This is a genomic window from Enterococcus sp. DIV0176, assembly GCF_050528535.1.
Lineage (GTDB): Bacteria > Bacillota > Bacilli > Lactobacillales > Enterococcaceae > Enterococcus_B > Enterococcus_B thailandicus.
The window spans coordinates 1,004,407-1,022,557 of the sequence record NZ_CP172879.1; the positions used below are offsets into that span (position 1 = coordinate 1,004,407).

Sequence of the window (18,151 nt, forward strand, 5' to 3'; positions counted from 1 at the left end):
TACCGCGGGTAATCTCGTCTCTAGTAATCACAGTGATTGTGATTGCTAGGGACTTTTTTTATTGTCTTCAACAATCATGGAAAATTTAGGAGGAACTTAGATGAATAACAAAGACTTAGTTGCAAAAGCCGTTTATGATGTAGTGAAAGACGACTTGACACTTGAACAAGTACAACAATTATTAGAAAATCCAAAATCAGCGGATCATGGTGACGTCGCTTTTCCAGCTTTTTCATTGGCGAAAATCTACCGTAAAGCACCACAACAGATTGCAGCAGATTTAGCTGAAAAAATTGCACCAGAAAACTTTGAAAAAATTGAAGTTGTTGGACCTTATTTAAACTTCTTTATGAACAAAGAAGCAATCAGTCAAGCTGTACTTGAAGCAGTAGTTGAACAACAAGCACATTATGGTGATAGCACAATTGGCAATCAAGGTACAGTACCAATCGACATGTCCTCACCAAATATTGCAAAACCAATCTCAATGGGACATCTACGTTCAACAGTTATTGGAAACTCCATTGGGTTTATTTTAGAAAAAATTGGGTATCAACCCATTCGAATCAATCACTTAGGTGACTGGGGAACTCAATTTGGTAAATTGATCGTTGCCTATAAAAAGTGGGGGTCAGAAGAAGCAGTCAAAGCTGAGCCAATCAATGAATTATTGCGTCTTTACGTGAAGTTCCATGAAGTAGCTGAAACTGAGCCAGAATTAAATGATGAAGCACGTTCATGGTTTAAACGCTTAGAAGAAGGCGACACAGAAGCTATTGAATTATGGCAATGGTTCCGTGATGAATCAATGAAAGAATTCAATAAAATCTATGATTTATTAGAAGTTCGTTTTGATTCATTGAACGGTGAGGCATTCTATAACGATAAGATGGACGAAGTCGTTGAACTTTTAGAAGAAAAACACCTATTAAAAGAAGACAAAGGTGCAGAAATCGTTGATTTAGCTAGTTACGATTTAAATCCTGCTTTGATCAAAAAATCAGATGGCGCGACACTGTATATCACTCGTGACTTAGCTGCGGCACTTTACCGCAAACGTACGTATGATTTTGCCCAATCACTATATGTTGTTGGGAATGAACAAAGTTATCACTTCAAACAATTAAAAGCTGTCTTGAAAGAACTTGGTTTTGACTGGTCAGATGAAATGCACCACATCCCATTTGGCTTGATCACTCAAGGTGGTAAAAAATTATCAACACGTAAAGGGAAAATCGTTTTACTTGAAGAAGTATTAAACGAAGCAATCGATTCTGCAAAAGAACAAATCAGTGAAAAAAATCCAGACTTGGAAAACAAAGACATTGTTGCCAAACAAGTTGGGGTTGGTGCAGTAATTTTCCATGATTTGAAAAATGATCGTTTGAATACATTTGACTTCAACTTAGAAGAGGTTGTACGTTTCGAAGGTGAAACAGGTCCGTACGTTCAATACACACATGCTCGTGCAATGAGCTTGCTAGAAAAAGCAAACTTTGTTCCATCAGCTGATGCACATTATGCACTAAATGATGATAGCAGTTGGGAAGTAATCAAGTTGGTTCAAAAATATCCAGAAACTGTTTTATCTGCTGGTGAAAAATATGAGCCTTCAATTATTGCAAAACATGCAATCAAATTAGCTCAAGCATTTAACAAATACTATGCACATACAAAGATTTTGGCTGATGATGGTCAAAAAGAATCTCGTTTAGCATTAGTTTATGCAGTAGCTGTTCTATTAAAAGAAGATTTACGTTTACTTGGTTTACACGCACCAGACAAAATGTAATTGAAACGGATTCCGTTTAGTTAAAGACAAAAATAAAAAGCAGCAGACTCAAATGAAAAGTTTGAAGTCTGTTGCTTTTTTTATTTTATAGTTATCAATGTAATAAGTGCTCTTTAAAATACAGTTCAATTTTTTTTGCATCTTCTTCTGATTCAGAAAGGACGATGACCGTGTCAAATCCGGCAATCGTGCTGAGCATGTGTGGTGGCTTGATATCATCTAAAATGGAAGCAAATAAATGCGCATTGTCTGGTAAAGTACCGATAATTGTCAAAAAGTGGACACGTTCGACTTTTAGTACGATTTCTTCAATCATCCGAATTAAGCGTTGTTCTTCTTCATTTTTTGTTTCGTCATCGTCTTCACCATGAAATAAAACAAAACGGGGAAGACCATCAGCATCAGGTACCTTAACGATTTTCAAATCACGGATGTCGCGAGAAATTGTTGCTTGCGTTGCAGTTACCTGATAGTCACCTAATCTAGTTAATAAATCTTCTTGTGTTCGAATGGGAAACTCTTCAATAATTTGTTTAATCAATAAATGTCGGTCGGCTTTTCGCATCGTTTTCTCCTTTACAAAAGATTTCATCCGTATCATAACAAAAAAAGTTAAAATTGCCCACCCGCATTTTCTTTTTTGAATCAAAAGAGTTAGAGAAGATGGTGAACAGAAAATTCAAGTGAAAATAAGAATTTTACTTGAAAAAAACAAATTGTTCCGTTAAACTAATGAATGTTGAGCAGAAAACTCTTTTTCTTATTGCTATAGGTAAAATTTATCTGTATAATAACTAAGGATGCTTTTTGCATCAATAAATCCACATTTTTGTTGGATTGTCAGTAGGTGCTTGCAAAAGTTTGCTGGCAAGTTTGAAGACAAGAAGAGGAAAATAAAAAACCTAATTGGAGGAAACACAAAATGGCAGTAATTTCTATGAAACAATTACTAGAAGCCGGCGTACACTTTGGTCACCAAACACGTCGCTGGAACCCAAAAATGAAGAAATATATCTTCACAGAAAGAAACGGTATCTACATTATTGACTTACAAAAAACAGTTAAATTAGTAGATGCAGCTTATGACTACATGAAAAACGTTGCTGAAGAAGGCGGCGTAGCATTATTCGTAGGTACTAAAAAACAAGCACAAGAAGCAATCAAAGAAGAAGCAACTCGTGCAGGTCAATACTTTGTAAACCACCGTTGGTTAGGTGGAACTTTAACTAACTGGGATACAATCCAAAAACGTATTAGCCGCTTGAAACAAATCAATGCAATGGAAGCTGATGGAACTTTTGAAGTTCTACCTAAAAAAGAAGTTGCTGGTTTGAACAAAGAGCGCGAACGTCTTGAAAAATTCTTAGGTGGTATCGCTGATATGCCAAGAATCCCAGATGTAATGTACATCGTTGACCCTCGTAAAGAACGTATTGCTGTTCAAGAAGCTCATAAATTAAATATCCCAATCGTAGCTATGGTTGATACAAACTGCGATCCAGATGAAATCGACGTAGTAATCCCTTCAAACGACGATGCAATTCGTGCCGTTAAATTGATCACTTCAAAAATGGCTGATGCATTTATCGAAGGAAACCAAGGTGAAGACCAAGTGGTTGAAGAAGATTTTGTAGCAGAAAACAATGCAACATCAATCGAAGAAATCGTTGATGTCGTTGAAGGCGACAACTCTTCAGCAGAATAATTTTTGAATGATGGAGCTGTTTCAAAGGCTAGGCGACAAGCCTCACTCTCCTTTGAAACAGCTTTTTTTAAAGAAAAACACTACTTAGGAGGACTATAAAATGGCAGACGTTACAGCTAAAATGGTAAAAGAACTACGCGACATGACTGGCGTAGGTATGATGGATGCGAAAAAAGCATTAGTAGAAGTAGAAGGCGATATTGAAAAAGCAGTTGATCTTTTACGCGAAAAAGGAATGGCTAAAGCAGCTAAGAAAAATGACCGTATTGCAGCTGAAGGTTTAGCAGCAGTTGCTGTTAAAGGGAACACTGCAGCAATCGTTGAAGTTAACTCAGAAACTGACTTCGTTTCTAAAAACGAAATGTTCCAAGACTTAGTAAAAGAAATTGCAGAATTAGTTGCTGAACACAAACCAGCTGACATGGAAGCTGCAATGCAAATCAAAACTGAAAAAGGCACAATTGAATCTGAATTAATCGAAGCTACACAAGTTATCGGTGAAAAAATCAGCTTCCGTCGTTTTGAAGTAGTTGAAAAAGAAGATAACGCTGCATTCGGTGGTTACTTACACATGGGTGGACGTATCGCTGTATTGACAGTTTTAGATGGCACAACTGATGATTCAGTTGCTCGTGACGTTGCTATGCACGTTGCTGCTATCAATCCTCGTTATGTAAACGAATCACAAATTCCTGCTGAAGAATTAGAACATGAAAAAACTGTTCTAACTGAACAAGCACTAAACGAAGGTAAACCTGCTAACATCGTTGACAAAATGGTGGAAGGCCGCTTGAAGAAATTCAAAGCAGAAATCGCTTTGGTTGACCAACCTTTCGTTAAAGATCCTGACATGACTGTTGAAAAATTTGTAGCTTCTAAAGGCGCAACTGTTCAATCATTTGTTCGTTTTGAAGTTGGCGAAGGTATCGAAAAACGTGAAGATAACTTTGTAGAAGAAGTTATGAGCCAAGTGAAAAAATAATTCTGTTGAATAACAGATGGGAACGCACACTATTGTGCGCTCCCTTTTTTTAGGCAAATGCCAAAAAATGTAAGCATTTAATGGCTAAATCAACTAATTATGGTAAAATGGCAATAGAAAACATTGGAGGAATGAACATGGTCACACCAAAATATCAACGTGTAGTCTTAAAATTAAGTGGTGAAGCTTTAGCTGGAGATGAAGGATTTGGGATTAAACCTCCAGTCATTAAAGAAATTATTCAAGAAATCAAAGAAGTCCACGAGTTAGGCGTTGAAATGGCAATCGTTGTAGGAGGCGGAAACATCTGGCGCGGACAAACGGGTGCTCAAATGGGTATGGAACGTGCACAAGCTGATTACATGGGCATGTTAGCGACTGTTATGAACGCTTTAGCCTTACAAGATACATTAGAAAACGTTGGTGTACCGACACGTGTACAAACTTCGATCGAAATGCGTCAAATCGCAGAACCATACATTCGTCGTAAAGCAGAACGTCATTTAGAAAAAGGCAGAATTGTTATTTTTGCTGGTGGTACAGGTAATCCTTACTTCTCAACAGACACAACAGCAGCGTTGCGCGCAGCTGAAATTGGTGCTGATGTTATTTTAATGGCTAAAAACAATGTAGACGGTGTTTATTCTGCAGATCCAAAAATTGATGCAAATGCAGTTAAGTTTGAAGAACTAACTCACTTGGAAGTTATTGCTAAAGGATTGCAAGTAATGGATTCAACAGCAAGCTCATTAAGTATGGATAATGATATCCCATTAGTTGTCTTCAATCTAAATGAACATGGAAATATTCGCCGAGCAATTTTAGGTGAAAATATTGGAACTACCGTAAGGGGGAAATAAAAATGGCAGATGCAATTATGGCAGAAGCAAAAGAGAGAATGGAAAAAGCAGCGCAAAGTTTACAACGTGAACTTGGACAAATCCGTGCTGGGCGCGCGAATGCAAGTTTATTAGACCGAATCACAGTTAATTACTACGGTGCACCAACACCATTGAACCAAATGGCATCAATCCAAATTCCAGAAGCACGTGTATTGATGATCACGCCTTTTGATAAAAGTATTCTTCAAGATGTGGAGAAGGCAATCATGGCAAGTGATATCGGTATCAGCCCAACGAATGATGGAAATGTTATCCGTTTAGTTATTCCACAATTAACGGAAGAACGTCGTAAAGAATTAGCGAAAGATGTAAAAAAAGAGTCTGAAAATGCAAAAATCGCTATTCGTAATATTCGTCGTGATGCAATGGATGCATACAAAAAACAACAAAAAAATGGTGACATTACGGAAGATGACTTGCGCGGACTAGAAAAAGATGTTCAAGCTTTGACTGATGACAGCATTAAAGAACTAGATAAAATCGCTGGCGAAAAAGAAAAAGAATTATTAGAAGTTTAATCTTCCTAGCTTTTTCAAAAGGAGTAGCAAAATCAGTACTGATTTTGCTACTCCTTTTTTGGTGGAAACTTAAAAATTTTCAAAAAAACAAACAAATTTTTTGGAAAAGATCATGATTTCATAGGAAATACAAAGAGATATTGCTATAATGTGTAAGATAGTGGGAATTTTTAAGCATAGGAGGAAAAAGAATGTTACGTTTTTTTCCGCAAAAAAACAAGTATATTCAAGAAAAAAGTGAGTTTCAATTTAACTCCGAGGGAAAGATTCCTCAACACGTTGCCATCATTATGGATGGCAACGGTCGTTGGGCACAAAATCGCCGATTACCTCGAGTTGCAGGACACAAAGAAGGCATGGAAACTGTAAAAAAAGTAACAAAAGTAGCATCAGGTTTAGGTGTGAAAGTATTGACTCTTTATGCGTTTTCGACTGAAAACTGGAAACGACCAAAAGATGAAGTCAATTTTTTGATGCAGTTGCCTGTTGATTTTTTCGACACATTCGTACCAGAACTTATCAAGGAGAATGTAAAAGTTCACGTAATGGGTTACGAAAACGTACTTCCAAGTCACACGCAAGATGCTGTCCGCCGAGCAATTGAACAGACAAAAGAAAACACTGGAATGGTGTTGAATTTTGCGTTGAATTATGGAAGCCGAGCGGAAATCGTGACGGCAGTAAAAGAGATTGCGGCTGAAATCAGTAATCAAGAATTAGCTGTTGAAGCAATTGACGAAGAAAAAATTGCTGATCACTTGATGACAGGTTTCTTGCCGAATGAACTTCGTGATCCTGAACTAGTTATTCGGACGAGTGGGGAAGAAAGAATCAGTAATTTCTTGTTATGGCAAATTGCTTATAGTGAGCTTTATTTTACAAAAGCATTGTGGCCAGATTTTGATGGCAATCATTTGAAGGAAGCAATTGCTTCTTATCAAAATCGTGACCGTCGCTTTGGCGGCGTTAAAAAATCGGATAAAAATGAGGAGGATCAATCATGAGACAACGAGTGATCACAGCTGTCGTAGCTTTAATCTTGTTCATTCCAATCATTTGGGTTGGCGGCATGGCTGTTGAGTTGTTAGGGGCGTTACTAGCGGTTGTAGGTGTCTACGAACTGTTTCGCATGAAAGGATTAACGCTATTAAGTTTTGAGGGAATCTTATCAGCAATAGGTGCAGTTTTTCTGGTGTTACCAAAAGAACGTTGGTTTTTCTTTTTACCAGAAAATACAAATACATTTACGCTTTTTTATTTTGTTGTAATGATTTTATTGGGAACAAGTGTTGTATCAAAAAATACGTATACCATTGATGAAGCTGGATTTCCAGTTGTCGTAAGTTTGTATGTGGGTATGGGATTCCAGAATTTCGTGAATGCGCGAACGGAAGGCTTAGTTGTGTTATTATTTGGGCTATTCATTGTCTGGGCAACAGATATCGGTGCCTATATGTTTGGTCGTCGCTTTGGTCAACATAAACTGATCCCAGCAATTTCACCAAATAAAACAATTGAAGGAGCTTTGGGTGGTATCGCAAGTGCAATCGTTGTGGCATTGATTTATCTCTTGTTATTCCCAGGTAAGGAATACTTCAATTATGGAACACTAGTAATGTTGTTGTTAACAATTGTCTTCTCAATTGTTGGACAATTTGGTGATTTAGTTGAATCAGCAATCAAACGTCATTACGATGTAAAAGATTCTGGAAATATTTTACCAGGTCACGGTGGAATTTTAGACCGTTTCGATAGTCTATTATTTGTATTTCCTATCATGCAATTATTTGGTGTGATTTAAAAAGTTTGTGAGAAGAAGTACTCAGCTTCAATAAATAAACTGTCGGAAATTCTTTTCTAAATTTTTGAGAAATTTAGACTTATTTTAAAGTAGAAAGCCAAAATCACTTTTGGATGGATCAAAAATTTTTGTTTTGAAATGATGAAAAGAGTAGTGGGTGTTGCCACTGCTCTTTTTTGTTTTCCTAAAGGTAGCTATTGGTGTCTGTGTCAGACTGTGGTAAAATTATGTTGTTTATCTTCACAAAAATTAGAAAAATGCTAGAAAAAAATAAAGGAGAAGCAAACTATGAAAACGATTCTAACTTTTATCATCGTTTTTGGTATTTTGGTTATTGTCCACGAATTTGGTCATTTCTTCTTTGCGAAACGATCAGGAATCCTAGTCCGAGAATTTGCAATTGGTATGGGTCCAAAAATTTATGGACATCAAGCTAAAGATGGAACGACATATACACTTCGGTTATTACCGATTGGTGGTTATGTAAGAATGGCAGGCAACGGCGATGATGAGACAGAGATGGCCCCAGGAATGCCACTATCGCTTTCACTCAATTCTGATGGTATCGTAGAGAAAATCAACTTAAGTAAAAAAGTTCAACTAACGAATGGAATTCCAGTGGAACTTGTTCGTTACGATCTAGAGGACGAGCTGACAATTACAGCTTTTGTTAACGGCGATGATACGGAGGCTGTGACTTACCCAGTAGATCATGATGCCACAATTATTGAGGCAGATGGAACAGAAATTCGAATTGCACCAAGAGATGTTCAGTTTCAATCAGCAAAATTATGGCAACGTATGTTAACTAACTTTGCTGGACCGATGAATAACTTTATTTTAGCGATTTTTTTGTTCATTGTGCTTGCATTCATGCAAGGAGGCATTCAGGTAACAAATACGAATCAAATTGGTGCAGTACTTCCTGATGGTGCAGCCGAGGTAGCTGGCTTAAAGGAAAATGACCATATCCTAAGTATTAATGATAAAAAAATCACGTCGTGGACTGATTTAACAAGTCAAATTACTGCAAACCCTGGAAAAAAATTGAATTTTGAAGTTCAACGTGATGGAAAAGTTCAAGACATTGAAGTGACACCTAAATCAGTAGAATCAAATGGGCAAAAAGTTGGACAGCTTGGTATACAAGCACCGATGAAAACTGGTTTTATTGATAAAATCGTTGGTGGAACGAAACAAGCTTTCAGTAGTTCATTAGAAATCTTCAAAGCGCTGGGATCACTATTTACAGGATTTAGTTTGAATAAACTAGGCGGTCCAGTGATGATGTTCCAATTATCTTCTGAAGCAGCTAGTCAAGGAATGATGACTGTTATTGGGCTAATGGCGATGCTTTCAATGAACTTAGGGATTGTGAATCTATTGCCAATTCCAGCACTTGATGGCGGTAAGTTGGTATTAAATGTCATTGAAGGTGTACGTGGCAAACCATTGAGTCAAGAAAAAGAAGGAATCTTAACTTTGATTGGGTTTGGTTTCTTGATGCTATTGATGGTTTTAGTGACATGGAATGATATTCAACGATTCTTTTTTTAAATAGAGTTGACAAATAGGGTATAATAACAAGCGATAACTATTTTGAGGATTAAAGGAGTATATAAAATGAGACAATCAAAGATGTTGATTCCAACACTGAGGGAAGTACCAAATGATGCTGAAGTACTAAGTCATCAAATGCTATTGCGAGCTGGCTATGTTCGTCAAGTATCTGCCGGTATCTATTCTTACTTGCCATTGGCAAATCGTGTGTTAGAAAAATTGAAAACAATCATGCGTGAAGAATTTGAAAAAATTGGGGCAGTTGAAATGTTGATGCCCGCAATTCTTCCAGCAGAACTTTGGCAAGAATCTGGTCGTTATGATACTTATGGTCCAAACTTATACCGTTTGAATGACCGCAATGATCGTAAAATGATTTTGGGACCAACTCATGAAGAAACATTTACAGAATTGATTCGTAATGAAATCAATTCATACAAAAAATTGCCATTAAACTTGTATCAAATTCAATCAAAATATCGTGACGAAAAACGTCCTCGTTTTGGCTTGTTACGTGGTCGGGAATTCATTATGAAAGATGCATATTCTTTCCACGCTTCAGAAGAAAGTTTAGACGAAACATATAAAGATTATGAAAAAGCTTATACTGAGATTTTCAAACGTTGTGGTTTAGATTTCCGTGCAATTATCGGAGACGGTGGCGCAATGGGCGGAAAAGACTCCAAAGAATTTATGGCAATCTCTGAAATCGGTGAAGACACGATTTGTTATTCAACAGAAAGTGACTACGCAGCTAATTTGGAAATGGCAACAAGCTACTATGTTCCTAAAAAGTCACATGAAACACAATTGGAATTAGAAAAAGTAGCAACACCTGATGTCAAAACGATTGAAGAAGTTGCAGGTTTCTTTGATGTAGAACCACAAAAAATCATCAAATCTGTTTTATTCATTGCAGATGAAGAACCTGTATTGGTATTGATTCGTGGCGATCATGAAGTCAATGACGTCAAATTGAAAAACTTCTTAGGCGCTGATTTCTTAGAAGAAGCAGCAGAAGAAGATGCACAAAAATATCTTGGTGCTGATTTTGGTTCTGTTGGTCCAGTGAACTTAGCGGACGAAGTAAAAGTTTATGCAGATCGCCATGTCCAAGATTTAGCAAATGCGATTGCTGGAGCAAATGAAACTGGCTTCCATTACATCAATGTAAATCCAGAACGCGATTTTTCTGTTCTTTCTTATGAAGATTTACGTTTTGTTCAAGAAGGTGATCCTTCACCAGATAATAATGGTGTTCTTGCATTTACAAGAGGAATTGAAATTGGGCACATTTTCAAACTAGGTACTCGTTATAGTGAATCAATGGGTGCAACTGTGTTAGACGAAAATGGCCGTGAAAAATTTGTGATTATGGGTTGTTACGGTATCGGTGTGAGCCGATTACTTTCAGCAATCGTTGAACAAAATGCAGATGAAAATGGCATCAATTGGCCTAAAGGAATCGCTCCTTATGATCTACATGTTGTTCAAATGAATTTAAAAGATGACTATCAAACAAACTTAACAAATGAAGTTGAGCAAGCAATGATGGCAGCAGGCTACGAAGTATTAGTTGACGATCGTAATGAACGTGCAGGAGTTAAGTTTGCAGATTCAGATTTGATTGGTTGCCCAATTCGAATTACGGTTGGTAAGAAAGCAGTCGATGGAATCGTTGAAGTAAAAATCAAGAAGACTGGTGAAATGGTGGAAGTACGCAAAGAAGAGCTTGCGAATACTTTACCAATTCTTTTAAACCAAGGCGAATAATTCAAATAACCTCGAAATTCGAGAGAGACAAAGTCTTTCTCGAATTTTTTTAATGTAAATCAAAAGAAAAACGAGTATACTAAATAGTATTGAAAAAAATTATTTGTCTCAAAACAAATAAACTAGAAAGGGCGTATTTTTTTGTCAGAAAAACGAGATTTGTTTGCAAAACTGTTAGAACAAATTCAACTAGAAGATGAAGAAAAAAATCATCCGTTAATTTCTACTGGCGAAATGGAACGTGTTGTTGTGCACCGTAAATCACGTTTATGGGAATTTACGCTTCATTTTTCTCAAATATTGCCAATCATGCTTTATCGTTCATTCCTACAACATTTGACAATAGCATTTAATGAAATCGCACAGGTCAAATTGATAATCAAAGCAAAAGATCAAACATTTGACGAACGATTGTTACAAGATTACTGGGCACAAGCTTTAGAAAGTCAACAATGTGATACACCATTAGTCCAACAAGTCTTAAAAACACAAGTTCCAATTTTAAAAGAAAGAAAAATTGTGTTGCCAGTGGATAAAACAGGAGCCATTTCCTATTTGAAGCAACAATATTTGCCTTTGGTAGAAGAACTTTATCTTAGTTATGGCTTTCCTAAATTTCATATCGAACCTGAAGTCGATGAAGAGCAAGCGGCTCGCGTGCTGGAACTTTTTGAAGAACGTAAGCAAGAGCAAGCAGAAGCCTTCATGAAGCAAGCGGCAGAAAGTCTCCTTGTTCATGAACAAAAGAAAAAAGAAAAGAAAGAACAAGCACCTGCTCTGGAAGGACCAATTCAACTTGGACGTAATATTCCAACAGATGACCCTGTTACACCGATGATTGACATCGTTGAAGAAGAGCGCCGCGTAATTTTGGAAGGGTATGTATTTGATAAAGAAGTTCGTGAATTACGCTCCAAACGGAAAATTTTGACGTTGAAAATCACAGACTATACCTCTTCTTTCATTGTCAAAAAGTTCTCGAATGGTGAAAAAGATGAACAAGTTTTCGATGCAATTAGTAAGGGAAGCTGGCTAAAAGTTCGCGGAAGTATTCAAGAAGATACATTTGTGCGTGATTTGGTAATGAATGCGCAAGATATTGTTGAAGTTAAACATGCACCGCGTAAAGACTACGCTCCTGAAGGGGAAAAGCGGGTCGAACTACATTTACACAGTAATATGAGTACGATGGATGCGACGAATAGTATCTCTGATTTTGTTGCGCAAGCAGGTAAATGGGGACATAAAGCGATTGCTATTACAGATCACGGCGGAGCCCAATCGTTTCCTGAAGCACATAGCGCTGGGAAAAAGGCTGGAGTCAAGATTTTATATGGCGTAGAAGCAAACGTTGTCGATGACGGTGTTCCAATTGCTTATAATGATACACATGATTCTTTGAATGATGCGACCTATGTGGTTTTTGACGTGGAAACGACTGGTCTATCAGCTGTATATGATACGATTATTGAATTGGCTGCAGTCAAGATGCATAAAGGAAACGTCATTGAAAGCTTTGATGAATTTATTGATCCCGGTCATCGTTTATCAAGAACAACGGTGGACTTAACAGGTATCACAGATGAAATGGTCCGCGGCTCAAAATCTGAAGAAGAAGTTTTAAGAATGTTTCTTGAATTTTCTGAAGGCTCAATCTTAGTTGCCCACAATGCGACGTTCGATATGGGTTTCTTAAATACAAGTTATGCACGTTACGGAATTCCAGAAGCAAAAAATCCTGTTATTGACACGTTAGAATTAGCACGCTATTTATATCCTCAATTTAAACGTTTTGGGTTAGGTGTATTGACTAAAAAATTCGGTGTCAGTTTAGAACAACATCACCGCGCCATTTTTGATGCAGAGGCAACAGGTCATTTAGCCTGGATTTTTGTCAAAGAGGCAATGGAAAATCATGAGATGTTTTATCACGATCAGTTAAACGATCATGTTGGTGAAGGCGACTCTTATAAACGAGCTAGACCGTTTCATGCAACTCTTTTGGCGAAGAATCAAGCTGGTCTAAAAGATTTGTTCAAGTTGATTTCAATGTCAAATATCAATTATTTTGAGCGGGTTCCCCGGATTCCTCGTTCACAGTTGAAAAAATTTAGAGAAAATCTCTTGGTTGGCTCTGCTTGTGATAAAGGTGAAATTTTTGAAGCAATGATGCAAAAAGGGGTCGAAGAAGCAGAAAATCGTGCGAAGTTTTATGATTATATCGAAGTTATGCCAAAAGCAGTCTACGCTCCTTTATTGGAGCAAGAATTAGTGAAAAATGAACACGATTTAGAAGAAATCATTCGAAATCTAGTCAATATTGGTAAAAAGTTAGATAAAGTTGTCGTTGCTACGGGTGATGTCCATTATTTAAATGAAGAAGATGGCATTTATCGAAAAATCTTGATCAACTCGATGGGTGGAGCAAACCCCCTTAACCGTCATAGTTTGCCAGATGTTCATTTCAGAACAACGGATGAAATGTTAACGGCATTCAACTTTTTGGGAGCAGAACTTGCCAAAGAAATCGTTGTTGATAACACCAATAAAATTGCGGATAGCTGTGAAGAAATCGTCCCTGTTAAAGATGAATTATATACACCAAAAATTCCTGGATCAGAAGATGAAATCACCGAATTGAGTTATAATCGTGCGAAAGAATTGTACGGCGATCCTTTACCAGAAATTATTCAAAAACGTTTGGAAAAAGAATTGAACTCAATCAACGGAAATGGGTTTTCAGTTATTTATTTGATTGCTCAAAAGCTTGTGCATAAAAGTAATGAAGATGGTTACTTGGTTGGTTCCCGTGGATCTGTTGGTTCAAGTTTTGTAGCGACCATGACAGGAATCACAGAAGTTAATCCATTAGCGCCACATTATTATTGTCCTAACTGTCAGTATTCGGAATTTTTTGAAGATGGCACGTATGGTTCTGGTTTTGATATGCCAGAAAAAAAATGTCCAAAATGCGGTGCGCGCTTAAATAAAGATGGTCATGATATTCCATTTGAAACATTCCTAGGTTTTCATGGTGATAAGGTCCCCGATATTGATCTGAACTTCTCAGGTGACTATCAAGCAGAAGCACATAACTACACGAAAGTTTTATTTGGTGAGGAATATGTCTACCGAGCTGGAACCATCGGAACGGTCGCAGACAAAACGGCATATGGATTTGTAAAAGGGTATGAACGCGACCACAATTTACAATTTCGTAGTGCTGAGGTCGATCGTTTAGCTAAGGGCGCAACTGGGGTTAAACGAACAACTGGACAGCATCCAGGGGGGATTATTGTAATCCCTGATTACATGGATGTTTATGATTTTACACCGATTCAGTATCCGGCAGATGACCAGAACTCTGAATGGAAAACAACTCACTTTGATTTCCACTCCATTCACGATAACGTATTGAAACTTGATATTCTTGGACACGATGATCCGACCGTGATTCGGATGCTGCAAGATTTATCTGGAATTGACCCACAAACAATTCCAACAGATGACCCGGAAGTTATGCGGATTTTTGCCGGCCCAGAGGTATTAGGCGTCGATAAAGATCAGATTTTTTCAAAAACGGGTACTTTAGGAATTCCTGAATTTGGAACGCGTTTTGTTCGAGGTATGCTTGAAGAAACACATCCAACAACATTTGCTGAGTTGTTACAGATTTCTGGACTATCTCATGGGACGGACGTTTGGCTAGGAAATGCAGAAGAACTGATTCGCCGTGGGGATGCAACCTTGGCTGAAGTAATTGGTTGTCGGGATGACATCATGGTTTATTTGATCCATGCCGGTTTAGATAGTGGGATGGCATTTAAAATCATGGAAACTGTTCGTAAAGGTTTATGGACGAAGATTCCTGATGATTTAAGAGAAACGTATTTGACAGCAATGAAAGAAAACAACGTGCCAGATTGGTATATTGATTCTTGTTCAAAAATCAAGTACATGTTCCCGAAAGCCCATGCGGCAGCTTACGTGTTGATGGCTTTACGGGTAGCATATTTTAAAGTTTATTTTCCAATTCTTTATTACTGTGCTTATTTTTCTGTTCGTGCTGATGACTTTAATTTAGTTGCGATGTGTAAAGGAAAAGAAGCTGTCAAAGAAGCGATGAAAGAAATCACTGATAAGGGATTAGAGGCTTCAGTGAAAGAAAAAAATCAGTTAACTGTACTTGAATTAGCAAATGAAATGCTGGAACGTGGCTATGATTTTGGAATGATTGATTTATATAAGTCAGATGCTACAAATTTCGTGATTGATGGTGATACATTGATTGCACCATTCCGCGCAGTTCCTAGTTTGGGAGCCAACGTGGCAAATCAAATCGTAGAAGCAAGAAAAAATGGTCCATTCTTATCGAAAGAAGACTTAGCAACACGAGGAAAAGTTTCTAAAACATTGATTGAATACATGGACGACAATGGTGTATTAAAAGATTTACCAGATGAAAATCAATTATCATTGTTTGATATGTTATAGGCAATTTTTCTTAACAAGAGGGTAGACAAGAGGCATCAACGTTTAATCGTTGGTGCCTTTATTTTTTTTACGAGAAAAATTTTTATGAAGAAATAAAAATGAATCAAAAAAGAAAAAAATTTAGCAAGCCTTTATTTTAAACGAATCGAGTTGCTGAAGAAAGCAATAAATAACCAGCAAACTTGTCATTTTATGAAATTTGTGATATAGTTTTCATTGGTAATGATACTAATTGTGAGTGAGCGGAATTTTCGCTCACTCTTTTTAATGGAATTACGTAGCCAATTTTAAGGAGGCGAAATTTTTGAGTAGCGTCGTTGAAACAGTCACAGAAATGGTGACCCCGATTTTAGATGAACAAAATTTTGAACTTGTAGAAGTAGAGTTTACAAAAGAAGGCAAAAACTGGTTTTTACGAGTATTCATTGACAAAGAAGGCGGAATTGACATCGATGAATGTGTCTATGTCAGTGAAAAATTAAGTGAGAAGCTAGATGCTGCAGACCCAGATCCGATTCCTCAAGCCTATTTCCTAGAGGTGTCATCTCCTGGAGCAGAACGTCCATTGAAAAAAGAAGCAGATTATGAAAAAGCACTAGGCGATTACGTCCATGTGTCTTTATATCAACCTGTTGATGGAGAAAAACAATACGAGGGTTTTCTTCAATCATTTGATGCTGAGCAACTAACGTTAAAAATTCGCATTAAAACACGCGAAAAGGAACTAACCATTGAACGTAAAAATATTGCGAAAGCTCGCTTAGCTATTCAATTTTAATTACGGAGAGGAATCAAAATAATGAGTAAAGAAATGTTGAACGCGTTAGATGCTTTAGAAGCTGAAAAAGGTATCTCAAAAGAAATCGTGATCGACGCTTTGGAAGCTGCTTTAGTTTCTGCTTATAAACGTCACTATGGACAAGCCCAAAATGTAGAAGTAGAGTTTGATCAGAAAAAAGGAAATATCCATGTTTATGCGGTGAAAGAAGTTACAGAAGAAGTAATGGATTCTCAGTTAGAAGTATCGTTAAAAGACGCACTTTTGATTAACCCAGCATATGAATTAGGGGATACAATCCGTTTTGAAGTTACACCTAAAGACTTTGGTCGAATTGCTGCACAAACAGCAAAACAAGTAATTTTGCAACGTGTCCGTGAAGCGGAAAGAACAATTATTTATAACGAATTCAGCGAATACGAAAAAGACATCATGCAAGGAATCGTTGAGCGCCAGGATAAACGTTATATCTATGTGAATTTAGGTAAAATCGAAGCAGTTTTGTCTAAACAAGACCAAATGCCAAACGAATTTTATCAACCACATGACCGAATCAAAGTCTACGTTTCACGTGTTGAAAACACATCAAAAGGTCCTCAAGTTTTTGTAAGCCGTAGTCATCCAGACTTATTGCGTCGCTTATTTGAACAAGAAGTACCTGAAGTTTACGATGGATTAGTTGAAATCGTAAGCATTGCTCGTGAAGCAGGGGACCGTTCCAAAGTTGCTGTTCGCTCAAATGATGCAAATATCGATGCTGTTGGAACGTGCGTAGGACCTAAAGGCCAACGTGTTCAAGCAATTGTAAACGAACTAAAAGGTGAAAACATGGATATCGTTGAATGGAACGAAGATCCAGCAATTTTTATTGCGAACGCATTGAACCCAGCTCAAGTAATGGATGTCATTTTTGACGAAACAAATGCGAAAGCTTGTACAGTAGTGGTACCTGATTATCAATTATCTTTAGCAATCGGTAAACGTGGGCAAAACGCTCGCTTAGCTGCAAAATTAACAAATCATAAAATCGACATCAAATCTGAATCAGATATGGCTGAGTTTTATGAAAAACAAGCACAAAAAGAAGAAGTTTCAGAAGAAGTAGTTGAAGAGCTTCATGATGAAGCAATCGTTGAATCAGACCTAACAGCTGATGAATACGAAACAATGGCTTTTGAAGAAACTGAAACAACTGAGACAACAGATCAAGAAGCTTAATTGTAAGGAGGCAAACGAGATGAAACAAAGGAAAATTCCTTTACGCAAATCCGTGGTTTCGGGTGAAATGAAACCGAAAAAAGAAATGATTCGAGTGACCCGTTCAAAAGAAGGGGAAGTTTCAATTGATCCTACTGGAAAAATGCCTGGACGAGGAGCGTATGTCTCAATTGAGCCGGAAGAAGTGCAAAAAGCTTGGGATAAGCAAATCCTCGATCGAGTTCTCGATGTAAAACTAACAGATGAATTTTATCAAGAACTATTAGATTATGTTACGCACCAGAAAGCCCGAAAAGAGCTTTTCGGAAAATGAACACAGTAAATCGACAAAAAGTCATGAATTTACTAGGTCTTGCGATGCGTGCTGGGAAGTTAGTAACCGGTGAAGAGTTAACCATTGCAGATATTCGTCGCCAAAAGGCAAAAGTAGTGTTTGTTGCGACTGACGCTAGTGATAACACAAGAAAAAAGATCAAAGACAAAAGTTCCTATTACAAAGTTCCTTGTTTTGAGCTATTTTCAGAAGCTGAAATTACGCAAATGATTGGAAAACCACGAAAAGTCTTCGGTGTCTTAGATGCAGGGTTTGCGAAAAAAATCAAGGAGCTAATTGAAGGTTAGGAAGGTG

At 37.4% G+C, this 18,151-nt stretch carries 15 protein-coding genes; 14 read left to right on the forward strand and 1 reads right to left on the reverse strand.

Annotated elements, in window-relative coordinates:
• The first annotated feature begins 100 nt into the window (after positions 1-100).
• On the forward strand, positions 101-1,792 hold the full coding sequence (gene argS / locus IGJ66_RS04860) for an arginine--tRNA ligase (protein WP_067484203.1): 1,692 nt from the start codon (positions 101-103) through the stop codon (positions 1,790-1,792).
• Between the two features lie 94 nt (positions 1,793-1,886).
• On the opposite strand, the gene IGJ66_RS04865 is transcribed toward argS, so the two are convergent.
• On the reverse strand, positions 1,887-2,357 hold the full coding sequence (locus IGJ66_RS04865; protein WP_067484205.1) for an arginine repressor: 471 nt from the start codon (positions 2,355-2,357) through the stop codon (positions 1,887-1,889).
• 357 nt (positions 2,358-2,714) lie between these two features.
• Between IGJ66_RS04865 and rpsB the strand changes: the two genes are divergently transcribed.
• The 13 genes from rpsB (at position 2,715) to IGJ66_RS04930 (ending at position 18,144) form a co-directional block, all read left to right on the forward strand.
• Positions 2,715-3,497 carry a 30S ribosomal protein S2 gene (gene rpsB / locus IGJ66_RS04870; protein ID WP_067484207.1) on the forward strand — a complete coding sequence of 261 codons (783 nt, stop codon included), beginning with the start codon at positions 2,715-2,717 and terminating at the stop codon, positions 3,495-3,497.
• A gap of 100 nt (positions 3,498-3,597) precedes the next feature.
• Positions 3,598-4,479 (forward strand): translation elongation factor Ts, encoded by an 882-nt coding sequence (gene tsf / locus IGJ66_RS04875; RefSeq protein ID WP_067484209.1) that lies wholly within the window; start codon positions 3,598-3,600, stop codon positions 4,477-4,479.
• A gap of 137 nt (positions 4,480-4,616) precedes the next feature.
• The gene (gene pyrH, locus IGJ66_RS04880) at positions 4,617-5,339 is read left to right on the forward strand and encodes a UMP kinase (protein ID WP_067484211.1); all 723 of its coding nucleotides are present in this window, start codon (positions 4,617-4,619) and stop codon (positions 5,337-5,339) included.
• A gap of 2 nt (positions 5,340-5,341) precedes the next feature.
• Complete coding sequence (gene frr, locus IGJ66_RS04885; protein WP_067484213.1) at positions 5,342-5,899, forward strand: ribosome recycling factor; 558 nt, start codon at positions 5,342-5,344, stop codon at positions 5,897-5,899.
• A gap of 191 nt (positions 5,900-6,090) precedes the next feature.
• Complete coding sequence (locus tag IGJ66_RS04890) at positions 6,091-6,903, forward strand: isoprenyl transferase (protein WP_067484215.1); 813 nt, start codon at positions 6,091-6,093, stop codon at positions 6,901-6,903.
• Complete coding sequence (locus tag IGJ66_RS04895) at positions 6,900-7,700, forward strand: phosphatidate cytidylyltransferase (protein ID WP_067484217.1); 801 nt, start codon at positions 6,900-6,902, stop codon at positions 7,698-7,700. Before IGJ66_RS04890 ends, IGJ66_RS04895 begins: the two co-directional genes overlap by 4 nt.
• A 288-nt stretch (positions 7,701-7,988) precedes the next feature.
• The gene (gene rseP / locus IGJ66_RS04900) at positions 7,989-9,257 is read left to right on the forward strand and encodes an RIP metalloprotease RseP (protein WP_067484219.1); all 1,269 of its coding nucleotides are present in this window, start codon (positions 7,989-7,991) and stop codon (positions 9,255-9,257) included.
• Between the two features lie 66 nt (positions 9,258-9,323).
• Positions 9,324-11,033: a proline--tRNA ligase gene (locus IGJ66_RS04905; RefSeq protein WP_067484220.1), complete on the forward strand. Its 1,710-nt coding sequence runs from the start codon at positions 9,324-9,326 to the stop codon at positions 11,031-11,033.
• Between the two features lie 141 nt (positions 11,034-11,174).
• Positions 11,175-15,527 (forward strand): PolC-type DNA polymerase III, encoded by a 4,353-nt coding sequence (locus IGJ66_RS04910; protein ID WP_095803544.1) that lies wholly within the window; start codon positions 11,175-11,177, stop codon positions 15,525-15,527.
• A gap of 304 nt (positions 15,528-15,831) precedes the next feature.
• The gene (gene rimP / locus IGJ66_RS04915) at positions 15,832-16,305 is read left to right on the forward strand and encodes a ribosome maturation factor RimP (protein WP_067484222.1); all 474 of its coding nucleotides are present in this window, start codon (positions 15,832-15,834) and stop codon (positions 16,303-16,305) included.
• Between the two features lie 21 nt (positions 16,306-16,326).
• Positions 16,327-17,523, forward strand: a complete 1,197-nt coding sequence (nusA, locus tag IGJ66_RS04920) for a transcription termination factor NusA (RefSeq protein WP_067484223.1) — start codon at positions 16,327-16,329, stop codon at positions 17,521-17,523.
• Between the two features lie 19 nt (positions 17,524-17,542).
• Positions 17,543-17,836, forward strand: coding sequence for an RNase P modulator RnpM (gene rnpM, locus IGJ66_RS04925; protein ID WP_067484224.1), 294 nt, complete (start codon positions 17,543-17,545; stop codon positions 17,834-17,836).
• Complete coding sequence (locus tag IGJ66_RS04930) at positions 17,833-18,144, forward strand: YlxQ-related RNA-binding protein (RefSeq protein ID WP_067484225.1); 312 nt, start codon at positions 17,833-17,835, stop codon at positions 18,142-18,144. The genes rnpM and IGJ66_RS04930 overlap by 4 nt, the downstream gene beginning before the upstream one ends.
• Positions 18,145-18,151: the final 7 nt, after the last annotated feature.